Origin of the sequence: Accumulibacter sp. (assembly GCF_036625195.1) — a bacterium.
Classification (GTDB): Bacteria; Pseudomonadota; Gammaproteobacteria; order Burkholderiales; family Rhodocyclaceae; genus Accumulibacter.
In genome coordinates this window covers 2,910,701-2,922,233 of sequence record NZ_JAZKUG010000001.1, presented here as the reverse complement: position 1 = coordinate 2,922,233, position 11,533 = coordinate 2,910,701, and the positions used below count along the sequence as shown (strand labels likewise).

9 protein-coding genes are annotated in these 11,533 nt (G+C 65.9%); 1 reads left to right on the top strand and 8 read right to left on the bottom strand.

Annotated elements, in window-relative coordinates:
• Window position 1: 1 nt before the first annotated feature.
• The 3 genes from hflK to hfq all read right to left on the bottom strand — a co-directional run bounded on the left by hflK (window position 2) and on the right by hfq (window position 2,816).
• A complete protein-coding gene (gene hflK, locus V5B60_RS13030; protein WP_332350557.1) occupies window positions 2-1,270 on the bottom strand; it encodes an FtsH protease activity modulator HflK in 1,269 nt (422 codons plus the stop codon).
• A 20-nt stretch (window positions 1,271-1,290) separates the two neighbouring features.
• Entirely contained in the window at window positions 1,291-2,469 is a 1,179-nt protein-coding gene (hflX, locus tag V5B60_RS13025; RefSeq protein WP_332347466.1) for a GTPase HflX, read from the bottom strand.
• Between the two features lie 110 nt (window positions 2,470-2,579).
• The gene (hfq, locus tag V5B60_RS13020) at window positions 2,580-2,816 is read right to left on the bottom strand and encodes an RNA chaperone Hfq (protein ID WP_332347465.1); all 237 of its coding nucleotides are present in this window, start codon (window positions 2,814-2,816) and stop codon (window positions 2,580-2,582) included.
• Window positions 2,817-3,002: 186 nt separating this feature from the next.
• On the opposite strand from hfq, the gene V5B60_RS13015 reads away from it, so the two are divergent.
• Complete coding sequence (locus V5B60_RS13015) at window positions 3,003-3,188, top strand: hypothetical protein (RefSeq protein WP_332347464.1); 186 nt, start codon at window positions 3,003-3,005, stop codon at window positions 3,186-3,188.
• 62 nt (window positions 3,189-3,250) lie between these two features.
• Here V5B60_RS13015 and V5B60_RS13010 read toward each other — a convergent pair whose 3' ends face one another.
• The 5 genes from V5B60_RS13010 to V5B60_RS12990 are packed head-to-tail and all read right to left on the bottom strand — an operon-like array spanning window position 3,251 to window position 11,443.
• Window positions 3,251-6,319 carry a sensor domain-containing protein gene (locus V5B60_RS13010; RefSeq protein WP_332347463.1) on the bottom strand — a complete coding sequence of 1,023 codons (3,069 nt, stop codon included), beginning with the start codon at window positions 6,317-6,319 and terminating at the stop codon, window positions 3,251-3,253.
• Window positions 6,320-6,322: 3 nt separating this feature from the next.
• A complete protein-coding gene (locus tag V5B60_RS13005) occupies window positions 6,323-7,639 on the bottom strand; it encodes a diguanylate cyclase domain-containing protein (protein WP_332347462.1) in 1,317 nt (438 codons plus the stop codon).
• Window positions 7,636-8,166 (bottom strand): response regulator, encoded by a 531-nt coding sequence (locus V5B60_RS13000; RefSeq protein ID WP_332347461.1) that lies wholly within the window; start codon window positions 8,164-8,166, stop codon window positions 7,636-7,638. Before V5B60_RS13000 ends, V5B60_RS13005 begins: the two co-directional genes overlap by 4 nt.
• Window positions 8,163-9,809 (bottom strand): sensor histidine kinase, encoded by a 1,647-nt coding sequence (locus V5B60_RS12995; protein WP_332347460.1) that lies wholly within the window; start codon window positions 9,807-9,809, stop codon window positions 8,163-8,165. Before V5B60_RS12995 ends, V5B60_RS13000 begins: the two co-directional genes overlap by 4 nt.
• Window positions 9,806-11,443 carry a sensor histidine kinase gene (locus V5B60_RS12990; protein ID WP_332347459.1) on the bottom strand — a complete coding sequence of 546 codons (1,638 nt, stop codon included), beginning with the start codon at window positions 11,441-11,443 and terminating at the stop codon, window positions 9,806-9,808. Before V5B60_RS12990 ends, V5B60_RS12995 begins: the two co-directional genes overlap by 4 nt.
• Window positions 11,444-11,533 lie beyond the last annotated feature (90 nt).

The following is an 11,533-nucleotide window of genomic DNA, read 5'->3' as shown; positions in this document are numbered from 1 at the left end:
ATCAGCGGGCCTCCCGATCACGCTGACGCAGCGTCTCGCGCGAACGCGTATCGCCCTTCTCGACGACCTGCGGCGGCACTTCGTTGGACACCGCAGGCGACGGCCGCGATGGCTGCGGCGCTTCCGGAGCGCCGCCGGCAGGCGCCGCCGCCACTGCTCCGGCCGCCTGCATCAGTTTGTCGAGCGGCAGGTAGAGCAGATTGCCCTGCCCCTTGGCATCCACCAACACCTTGCTGGTGTTCGAATAGACCTGCTGCATGGTTTCGAGATACATCCGGCTGCGTGTCACCTCCGGTGCCTTGGCATACTCGCTGACGATCTGCCGGAAGCGGCTGGCATCACCCTCGGCGCTGAGGGTGACGCGCTTCTGGTAACCCTCCGCTTCCTCGAGCAGCCTCGCTGCCGTGCCGCGAGCCTTCGGAATCACGTCGTTGGCGTAGGCCTGGCCCTCGTTCTTCTGCCGCTCGCGGTCCTGCGACGCCTTGACCGCATCGTCGAACGCCGCTTGCACCTGTTCCGGCGGCTGTGCGTTCTGCATCGTCACCTTGGAAATCAGGATGCCGGTCTGGTAACGATCGAGGATCTCCTGCATCAGCTTCGCCGCCACCGCGGCAATCTGCTCGCGCCCCTCGTAGAGCACGAAATCCATCCGGTTCTTGCCGACGATCTCGCGGATGGCCGTTTCCGCCACCTGCATGACGGAGTCGTCGGGATTGCGATTGTTGAAGACGTAGTCGACCGGATCGTTGAGGAACCACTGAACCGCAAACTGGATGTTGATGATGTTCTCGTCGTCGGTGAGCATCAGTGCTTCCTTGAGCACCTTGTTCTTCTCACTGCCACGGTAGCCGATCTCGACCGTGCGCACGCCGGAAACGTTGACCAGTTCATGCGACTGGATCGGATACGGCAGCCGCCAACGCAGGCCGGGGTCGGTACTCTCCTTGTAGCGACCGAACTGCAGCACCAGCCCGCGCTGCGAGGCGTCCACGATGTAGAAACCACTCGCCAGCCAGACGACGACGACGAGCGCCAGCAGCAGACCGATGCCACCACCGAGAAAACGCGGGTTGAATTGTACCGGCGGCCGATCGCCACCCCGATCACCGCCGCGATCGCCACCACCGCCGCGCTTGCCGTCGAATATCCCCGACAGGCGGCGATTGAGGTCGCGCCACAACTGCTCGAGGTCCGGTGGCCCTTGGTTGGGGCGACGGCCGCCGCCATCATCACCGCCGCGGTTGCCCCACTGCGGGTCATTCAGCGACATCAACACGCCAAGGCTAGAAATCATGGGGAACCATCCGAATCAAGATGCTTATCCACAGCCTGCAGGACCGCCGCACCAGAAGCGCCCCGGCTGGTCCCGCCCGTCTTCAACAGAGCGATCTCGGCCAGCGCTGCGCGCAGCAGGGGCAGCCCCTGACCGCCGATGGCGCTGACGCGAACGCGCCGGATTCTACCATACTCGTCCCGCTCGACCGAAGGCGGCAGGCCGGTGAGATCAAGCTTGTTGAGCACCATCAGTTGCGGCACGCCAGCCGCCCCGATCTCGACCAGCACCTGGTTGACGTCCGCCACCTGGTCGTCGCGCGCCGGACTCGCCGAGTCGACGACGTGCAACAACAGGTCCGCCTCCGCCGTTGCCTCGAGTGTCGCATGGAAGGCCGCAACCAGCGAATGCGGCAGCTTGCGGATGAAACCGACGGTATCCGAAAGAACGATGTGCCCTGCCTCAGGCAACCAGAGCTTGCGTGTCGTCGTGTCGAGCGTGGCGAACAACTGGTCTGCGGCATAGACGCCGGCATGCGTCAACGCATTGAACAGGGTCGACTTGCCGGCGTTGGTATAGCCGACGAGCGAGACATTCAGCAGTTCGCCGCGTGCCCGCGCCTTGCGCTGCACCCCGCGTTGGCGCTCGAGGCGGGCCAGGCGTCCCTTGAGCGTGCGCACGCGGATGCCGAGCAGGCGGCGGTCGGTCTCGAGCTGCGTCTCACCCGGGCCGCGCAGGCCGATGCCGCCCGTCTGCCGCTCGAGGTGGGTCCAGCCACGCACCAGACGGGTTGCCAGATGCTCGAGCTGCGCCAGTTCGACTTGCAGCTTGCCCTCGGAACTCTTCGCCCGCTGCGCGAAGATGTCGAGAATGAGGCTGGTCCGGTCGATGACGCGGCACTGCAACGCCCGCTCCAGGTTGCGCTCCTGGGCAGCACTCAGTTCATGGTTGAAGATCACCAGTTCGGCCGCATGCGCCGCCAGCTCGGCTGCGATCGCCTCGACCTTGCCCTTGCCGGCATAGGTCGCCGCATCGGGAGCATGTCGGCGACCCTGCACGACCGCGCACACTTCGGCACCTGCCGACCTCGCCAGCAGACAGACTTCTTCGATCTGCTCGGCGAGATCATCGCCGCCGAAGTCGAGCTGAACGATGATCGCGCGCTCGACGCCGGACCGGCGTTCAGCTCCCGCCATTGTGGTGCGCCGACGTCAACAGGCGGGCACTGCCAGGCATTCCCCGTCCGGTCGCACGCGCACGGCGACGCGCAGCCGGATGGCTGCGTGCCAGCACGACGACAGACCGCTCACCCCTCGTCGGTCTCGTGCTGCAGGGTGATCGGCCGCGACGGCACGACCGTCGAGATGGCGTGCTTGTACACCATCTGGGTGACCGAGTTCTTGAGCAGGACGACATACTGATCGAAGGAATCGATCTGTCCCTGCAATTTGATGCCGTTTACGAGGTAAATCGAAACCGGTACGCGCTCGCGCCGCAGCGTGTTGAGAAACGGGTCTTGTAGGAGTTGCCCTTTGTTTGTCATCCTTGAAGCTCCATCCTGATGGGGTTTGCGTTGTTGAGGTTCGAGAATAATTGATTTTCTCGCCGCATGCCAGCGCGGGCGAGACAATCGATGACGCGGCGCCGCCGGCCTGGGCTTTCAGCACTTCCTTTGCGGCACGGTCACGGGTAGCATGACTGCCACTCAACCACCCGCGAGGCAATGCGCATGGACCTGGAAACCATCGACTGGGGTGCCGTCGCCCTCGGCATCAGTGTCGCTGCCGGACTGCTGTGGGGCCTGGTTTTCTTTCTGCGGCAGAACCGAAAGGATCTCGAAAGCCTCAATCGGACGCTGCGCGACGAGAGCGACGAGAGCGACCAGGCCGGGGACAACCCGCCAGGTTCGACCTGAAAACCACACGCCCGAGCCAGTCGGCCGCCAACCGTCAGCGACGCCCGCAGCAGGGTACCGGATCAGTGGCGCTCGAGGAAGGCCTCGAAGTCGGCCAGCGGCAACGGCCGGCTGAACAGATAGCCTTGATAGGCGTGACAGCCGTGCCCCGCCAGGACGTCGCGCTGGGCGACCGTCTCGACACCCTCGGCGATCACCTCCAGGCCGAGGCTGTGCGCCAGCGCGACGACCGTGCGTGCGATCGCCTCGTCATTGGCGTCGCTGAGCAGATCGCGGACGAATGACTGGTCGATCTTCAACTGGTCGAGCGGCAACCGCTTGAGGTACGACAGCGACGAGTAGCCGGTGCCGAAGTCGTCGAGCGAGAAGCCGACTCCGCGCGCCTTCAACGCAGCCATCTTGGCGATGATGTCCTGCACGTTGTCGAGCAGCATGCTCTCGGTGAGTTCCAACTTGAGGTTGCGGGGACTGGCACCAGCCGCGTCGAGAGCGGCCAGCACCTGGTCGACGAAGTTCGGCTGCCGCAACTGGCGTGCGCTGACGTTGACCGAAAGCGAAAATTGCGACAGGCCTGCCCTTGCCGACCAGACTGCGATCTGAGCACAGGCGGTCTGCAGGACCCACTGGCCCAGAGGAAGGATCAACCCGGTTTCTTCGGCGATGGGGATGAACTCGCCCGGCGAGACCAGGCCGCGCTGCGCGTGTTGCCAGCGCAGCAGCGCCTCGGCGCCGAGCAGCCGGCCATCCAGGCCGACCTGCGGCTGATAACAGAGGAAGAACTCGCCCGCCTGCAGCGCCTGCCGCAGATCCCGCTCGAGTGCAGCGCGTGCGCTGACCACCGCCTGCATCCGGGGATCGAAGAAGCGCAGGGTGTTGCGTCCCATCGCCTTGGCCTCGTACATCGCCAGATCGGCCCTCTTCATCAGTTCGTCGATGTCATCCTGTTGTCCGTCGAAGAGCGTCACGCCGACACTCGGCGTGTTGTGGTACTCGTGCTCGCCGAGATCGTACGGCCGGTTGAGAACGGCGAGGATCTTTTCGCCAACGATCCGGCACTGGCTTGCCGCATCCTCCTTCCGCGCTCCGAGGTCCTCTAGCATGACCACGAACTCGTCGCCCCCCAGACGGGCAACGGTATCGCGTTCCCGCACACAGTCGCTCAGCCGGCGGGCAACCTGCTGCAGCAGGAGGTCCCCCTTTTGGTGGCCGAGCGTGTCGTTGAGCGTCTTGAAGTTGTCGAGGTCGATGAACAGCAGGGCGCCCTGTCGATTCCGACGCGCGCTTGCCGCCATGGCGATGCGCAGGCGGTCATGCAACAGGCGCCGGTTCGGCAGGCTGGTCAGCGCATCGTAGAAGGCGAGTTGCTTGATCTCCTCCTGCGTCGCCTTGCGCAGTGTGATGTCGGTGAGCATCGAGACGTAATGGGTGACCCGGCCGTGGCTGTCGTTAACCGCCGAAATCGTCAGCCACTCGGGATAGATCTCGTCATTCTTGCGCCGGTTCCAGATCTCGCCCTGCCAGGCGCCGGTACGCGCCAGACTCTCGCGCATGGCCGCGTAGAAGAGCGCGTCGTGACGGCCCGAACGCAGGAGTCTGGGCGTCTGCCCGACTGCTTCGGCGGCACTGTAGCCGGTGATGGTGGTGAAGGCCTGGTTGACGCGCAGGATGATCCCGTCGGCGTCGGTGATGAACATCCCCTGCTCCGACTCGAATGCGGTAGCGGCGATCCGCTCCCACTGCTCGGCCTGGCGACGATCGGTGATGTCATGTGACACGACGACGATGCGTCGTGGCTGCCCCTGCTGATCCCGGATCACCCGGCCGACGGAGTGCATGTGCCTGACGCCGCCATCCCGCCGCAGCAGCCGGTACTCGATCGCCTGCCCGGCACCGCTGCGCACCGTCTGGCGAAAGACCTCCTGCACCCGCTCCCTGTCGTCGGGATGGATGTCGGCAAAGGAGTCGGTGCCGGGAAGTTCGCTGGTGTCACCAAAGAACTGCCGGTACGAAGGACTGTTGTAGAGCCGGCGCCCCTGCAGGTCGAGGACGGCGATGTGCTCGCCGATGCTCTCCGAAATCAGCTGAAAGAACTCCTTCTGCTCACGCAGCGATGCTTCCAGCTCCTTCCTCTCGGTGATGTCCTGGGTCGTCCCGAGGCTGCGCACCGCCCGGCCATCCGCGCCAAACTCTACTTCCGCCCGCTGCGCCACCCAGCGCACGCCGCCGTCGGTGATGATGCGCAACTCGCTGTCGAAGGGCTCCCCACGAAGTGCCGCCTCGGTGTACTGCTGCAGGCTGCCACGATCATCCGGATGTACCAGCTTCATGAACCCGGCCAAGCTACCGGTCGAGCCCTCCGGCACGCCAAAGATGCGACAGGCCTCTGCCGACAGGCGAATCGTGCCGCTCGACAAGTCGTAGATCCAGCTGCCGACATGCGCCACCCGCTGTGCCCGACGCAGTTCGGCGGCGTTCGCCAGCAGTTCGGCGCTGCGTTGCTCGAGATCCTGGCCGAGGCGCCGCACGTCGGCGATCCGCCTCTGGTACGCGCGGCGGAGGAAGCGGATCAGCAGCAGCGCGACGACGATCGCCGCCAGCTGGATCAGGGCAAGCATCATTGCCGGCGTCGGTGGCTGAGGTGGCAACCAGTGCAGCAGCTCAGCCAGCAGCAAGGCACTGACCAACACGCCGGTCAAGGTGGCCAGAGCGAGCGCTGCCCACCCTCCTAGAAGCCAGCCACCGGTGATGATCAGAAGCGGATAGAGGATCACCAGCGAGCCACGCAAGCCGCCATAGGACAGGGTGATGCCGACGACAGCAAGCCAGGTGCCCCAGACGAGGACGGCGAGGGAAGCGCGCAGGTTCCCGACCGCGAGAAAGCGCAGCGTCGCAGCCGCGACGACGATCAAGGCAGCCGGTCCGAGCGAGCGCAGAGGCTGCTCCGGAATCAGCAGCAGAATGGTTGCAAGCACTCCGCAGGCCGTGAGCAGGATCGCCCAGCCCGTATATTTCAGGAAGGCGATCGACGGCGCCCAGTACAGCGGCTGATCATCGTCACCACCGACAGGGGCGGTCGCCGGCGCGGGCGAGCGGTTCTCTTCTGCACGGCTCGCCGATTTGCTGACTGCCACGCGTCAGGCTCCCGCAGCTTCGGTCACTACCCGGAAGAACCGGTAGCAGTTGCGCCCGGCCTTCTTCGCGTAATACATCGCCGTATCGGCATTCTTCAGCAACTGGCCGACGTCCTCGCCGTGCTGCGGGTAGACGGTGATGCCGATGCTGACCGAGATGGCGATCGCGTGCGGACCGATCAGGAAGGGCCGCCTGAGTGCCGCCAGTACCTTGTTGGCGACCAGAACGGCATCCATCGCCCGTTCGAGCTGCGCCAGCAGGATCACGAACTCGTCGCCACCGAGACGCGCCACGGTATCCGTTTCGCGCGGCACACAGGATTTCAGGCGCAGGGCCACCTCCTGCAGCAACAGGTCGCCGACGTCGTGCCCGAGCGTGTCATTGACCGGCTTGAACTGGTCGAGATCGAGGAACATCAGGGCAAGCGTCGCCCGGTCCCGGCGCACCTGCGCCAGCGCCTGCGCCAGGCGATCGCTGAGCAGCGCGCGATTCGGCAGATCGGTGAGCTGATCATGGTGGGCGAGGTGCTGGACGCGCTCCTCGCTTGCCTTGCGCTCAGAGATGTCCTGCTTGATGGCGACGAAGTGCTGGATGCGGCCGTTGATGTCGGTCACCGGCGAGATCGTCAGCGCTTCGTCATAGAGGCTGCCGTCCTTGCGCCGGTTGACGAGCTCGCCGCTCCAGACCCGTCCGTCGAGAATCGTCTCCCACATGCGCTGATAGAACTCTTGGTCCTGCTGGCCGGCGTTGAGCATTTCGCTCGGCCTGGTTCCCACGGCGTCTGCCAGGCTGATGCCGGTCATCCGGGTGAACGCCGGGTTGGCCCACACCACCGTCGCATCGACATCGGTGATGACGATGCCGTTGGCGGCGGAGTTCAGCGCCGCCTCGAACAGGCGCAGGCGTGACTCGAGCTTCTGGCGCACGACGGCATGCCGGATCGCACGCCCAAGCCCGTCATGTTCGAACTGTCCCTTGACCAGGTAATCCTGCGCGCCGGCCTCCAGAGCCGCCGCCGCCAACTGATGGTCGTCGGCCCCGGTGAGGACGATGATCGGTACGTCGGGCACCACCGAGCGCATCATCTGCACCGTCGCGATCCCAGCCGAATCGGGCAGCGAGAGGTCGAGCAGGACGACATCGGGTCTGGCGGCCGTCGCCATGCGCACGCCATCGACCAGCGTCGACGCCCATGCCAGCGGCTCGCGGTCGCCGAGGCGGAGCAAACCGGCGCGGCGGATGCTCGCCTGGATCAGGCCAAAGTCGCCTGCGTCATCCTCGACCACCAGGATCGAGACTTGCGGCGTCGACTCGCTCATTTCCTCTTCTCCATGCCATAGACCGCCGTGGTGACCTTGTTGCCATTGTGCGCCAGCAATGCCTCCCGTGACCAGTGCTCGCCGAGCCGCCGGATATCGTCGATGAACACGCCGACATCGGCGGTCTTGACGATGTAACCAGCGGCGCCGAGACGACGGGTGGCAAGCACGTCCCGTTCGACTGCCGAGGTGCTCAGGACGACGACCGGAATACTGCGCAGCGAGTGATCATCCTTGATCTCGGTGAGGAACTCCCGTCCATCCATGCGCGGCATGTTGAGGTCGAGCAGGATCAGGTCAGGGCGTCTCGCCGACAGGTAGCGACCCCCCTGCCGGCGCAGATACTCAAGCGCCTCGCGTCCATCGACGACATGCTCGACCTCCGCCTCGACCCGGCTTTCACGCAGCGCGACACGCAACAGATGGGCGTCCGCCGGCTCGTCCTCGACGAGCAGGATCAGCATCCGCACACCCCGGCCGTCACTCGCGCCGGTCGCGCCCGTCGCCGTCGCCAAGGGGCCGCTCATGTCGCACCACCGACGCCTGTCGGCGGCTCGGCCGCCGGCAGCTGCAGCGCCAGTCGGCAGCCGCCACCCGGCGCCTCCTCGATCCACGCCTGGCCGCCGCAGCTCTCGGCAACGCGACGGACGATCGCCAGCCCGACACCCGTTCCCTCGCCGCTCGACGACAATCGTTCGAACACGCGGAAGACGCGCCCACGATACGCCTCCTCGACGCCGGGGCCATTGTCGCTGACGTGGTAGACGACCCACTCGCCACGGCGCTCGCCGGAAATGTCGATGCGCAGCGCCTGCGTACCGCGGCCATGCTGCAGGGCATTCTCGATCGCGACGCGAAACAGGTCGCTGAGCCGCGGCAGGTCGATCAGGACAGGCGGCAACTGGCGGAAATTGAGCCGGGCACCGGCCTCGGCAATCGGCCCGGCAAGCTGCGTCAGCAAGGCCTGCAGTACCGGTTCGACGGCACAGCACTCGAGCTGCCCGCGCGGCTGGTCAGCCGACAGGTAGAGTTCGGCATCCCGCAGCAGTTCCTGCAACCTCTCCGCCTGCTGGCCAATGAAGTCGAGCGACAGCTGCGCCTCGGGGTCGTCGACGCGCCCGCTGAGCTGGCCACGCAGGCGACCCGCATAGGTTGCGACGCGCCGGGCCGGCTCCTGCAGGTGGTGCGCAGTGACTTCGGCGAAGCGCTGCAAGTCGGCAGTCCGTTGCGCAACGCGCAGTTCCAGCGTCCGTTCGTGCGCTCGCGCGGCGGCGATCAGCCTCGCCTGCCATGCCGCCTGCCACGCCAGCACGAGGCAGAAAAGCAGGCCCACAGCCGCCTGCAACAGAAGTCCGCTGACATCCGACCAGCCGGCGAGCGGCGCCACGCTCAGGCTCCAGGGCACGTTGGCCACCACCAGTTCCTTCTCCACCGGGTCGACCAGGTTCGCCCGCGCAGAAGCCGCTAAGAGCTCCTTCTCGCGCGTCTCGGGGTCGCGACGGAACAACTGATAGGCGTAACCCTGTGCTTCCAGATCGTCGAGACCGCTCTCACGCAGCAGCTCCGGAAAAGCGATCCGGGCGACGGCAAAGCCCCAGAATGCACGGCCATGGGCCGGGTCATCGCCGACGATCGGCAACAGCGCAGCGACCTCGAAACCACCGCCCTCCAGCTTGATGGGTCCGGCCAGCAGCGGTATGCCCCCGTTGCGGCTCTGTCGCGCCGGTCTGCCGAGATCCGGATCATGCAGTAGACTGAACCCGATCATGCCCTCGTTGCCAGCCAGCGGAACGACCTGCCGCACCACTCCGGCCGGCGCCAGTTGCAGCGCGGAGACGCCGGGAAAATGGCGCAGCAACCGCTCGCCCATTGGCGTGAAAGCCGCGGTGCTTTCCCTTCCCGGTTGCAGGATGGCGGCCAGGGCATAGGTTGCCGCGAACGTCCGCTCGACGCTGCTCTGGATGTCGCGCGACCGTTCGGCGGCTACGCCGGCCGCCTGGATCCGGGCTTCGCGCTGCCGCTGCTGTTCCTGGCGCCAGATCAGCCCGCCAGCCAGTGCGCCCGCCAGCACGAAAGCCAGCAATCCGACGAGCCGTGGCCGACAGCCCAGGCTGTTGCCGGCGCCTGTACTTGCGCGCTCGCCGACCGAGGACGCGGCTGCGACCGTCATGCGGCTCCCCCTGGCATCGGCAGCGTGACGCAGAATCGACTACCACTGCCGTCACCGTCGGACTCCGCCCAGATGCGTCCCCCGTGGTGCTCGGCAATCTTGCGACAGAGTGCCAGACCGACGCCGCTTCCTTCGAAGGTGGCACGGCTGTGCAGCCGCTGAAAGACCTGAAAAAGGCGGCCCAGCTGTGCCGGTGCGATGCCGACACCGTTGTCGGCAACCACCAGATTCCATTCCGCGCCGGCGGGCCGGCTGATCACCGCGATCTCCGGCCTTCGTCCTGGGAAGCGAAACTTGACCGCGTTCGCGATCAGGTTCTGCAACAGCCGCAGCATCTCGTCCGGCCGAACGAAGACGCGCGGCCATTCACCGCAGATGTCGATCTTGGCAGCGGCCTCGGCAATCGTCGGCTGCAGAAACAGCAGAGCTTCATCGAGTACGACCCGGCTTTCGATCCACGCCGGCGGTTCACCGAGGCGACCGACCCGCGAGTATTCGAGCAGCGCCACCAGCATCCGGTCCATGCGCTTGGCACCGTCGATGGCAAAGCCGAAGTACGCGCTCTGTTCATCGTTCAGCCGGTCGGCGAGACTGGTACCAAGCAGCTGCAGGTAGCTGGCAATCATCCGCAGGGGTTGCCGCAGGTCGTGCGAGATGGCGTAGCTGAACTGCTCGAGTTCGGCATTCGAGCGTCTGAGCTCCACTTCGGCCTGCTTGCGCTCGGTGATGTCCTGCGTCGTCCCCAGGCTGCGCAACGGCTTGCCATCGGCACCAAAGGTCAGGTCGGCACGCTGCCGGACGTAGCGGACCGTGTTGCCGACGCGGATGCGATGCTCGTGCTCGAACGCCCCGCCGAGGCGCAGGAAGTGCCGCCACGCCGCCTCGAGCGATGCACGATCCTCACTGCAGACGATTTCCAGATACCCGCGGTAGTTGCCCACCGTGCCTTCCGGAAGACCGAAGATGCGACAGGTTTCCGCCGACAGATGCATCTCGTCGCTTGCCAGCTCATAATTCCAACTGCCGACGTGGGCCACCGACTGCGCCCTGATGAAGTTGGCCTGACTCTCACGCAAGGCGGCCACCGCCGCATCGAGCTGCCGCACCTTCAACTCCAGGTCTTGCTGCAACTGCTCCTGTTCCCGCACCAGGCGGTAAGTGCGCAGCGCCGAGTGGACCTGGGCGAAGATCTGGTTGCCGTGCAGTTCCGACTTCAACCGATAACCGTCGATCTCGTACCCGCTGATCACTTCGCGCTGCGGGGCATGGCCCGGCTGGCCAGTGACCAGGACGATCTGTACGGTCCGGTTGGCCAGTTGCTCGCGAACGTGACGGACGAGGTCGAGGCCCGCCCGGCCCGACTCCATCACCACGTCCAGCAGGATCAGGGCGATGTCTGGATGGGCCGCCAGGACCGCCTTCGCCTCCTCCGCCGAGAAGGCATCGAGCACCTGCAAACCGCGACCTTCGATCACCACGTCGAGCAAGGCGAGGCGCAGCACCGCGTGCACGTCCGCCTCGTCGTCCGCGACGAGGACTTTCCAGGGGCGACCGGCAGCCGGCGCAGGCTCGTCTGCATCGGCCTGCAGCAGGTTGGGAAAGAGGTCCGGATCGTCGCTCAGCGGGTTGCGCATCCGCTCATCTCCACTGCCAGAGCCACCGCGCACTCGTCCCGACACCGCTCAAGCGAGCGCTTGCCGCCACCTTGTCGCCACAACCAACGG

Excerpts from the sequence above, each read along its gene's own strand:
- hflK (WP_332350557.1), bottom strand. The coding sequence starts at position 1,270 with ATGTCGCTGAATGACCCGCAGTGGGGCAACCGCGGCGGTGATGATGGC.
- hflX (WP_332347466.1), bottom strand. The coding sequence starts at position 2,469 with ATGGCGGGAGCTGAACGCCGGTCCGGCGTCGAGCGCGCGATCATCGTT.
- hfq (WP_332347465.1), bottom strand. The coding sequence starts at position 2,816 with ATGACAAACAAAGGGCAACTCCTACAAGACCCGTTTCTCAACACGCTG.
- V5B60_RS13015 (WP_332347464.1), top strand. The coding sequence starts at position 3,003 with ATGGACCTGGAAACCATCGACTGGGGTGCCGTCGCCCTCGGCATCAGT.
- V5B60_RS13005 (WP_332347462.1), bottom strand. The coding sequence starts at position 7,639 with ATGAGCGAGTCGACGCCGCAAGTCTCGATCCTGGTGGTCGAGGATGAC.
- V5B60_RS13000 (WP_332347461.1), bottom strand. The coding sequence starts at position 8,166 with ATGAGCGGCCCCTTGGCGACGGCGACGGGCGCGACCGGCGCGAGTGAC.
- V5B60_RS12995 (WP_332347460.1), bottom strand. The coding sequence starts at position 9,809 with ATGACGGTCGCAGCCGCGTCCTCGGTCGGCGAGCGCGCAAGTACAGGC.
- V5B60_RS12990 (WP_332347459.1), bottom strand. The coding sequence starts at position 11,443 with ATGCGCAACCCGCTGAGCGACGATCCGGACCTCTTTCCCAACCTGCTG.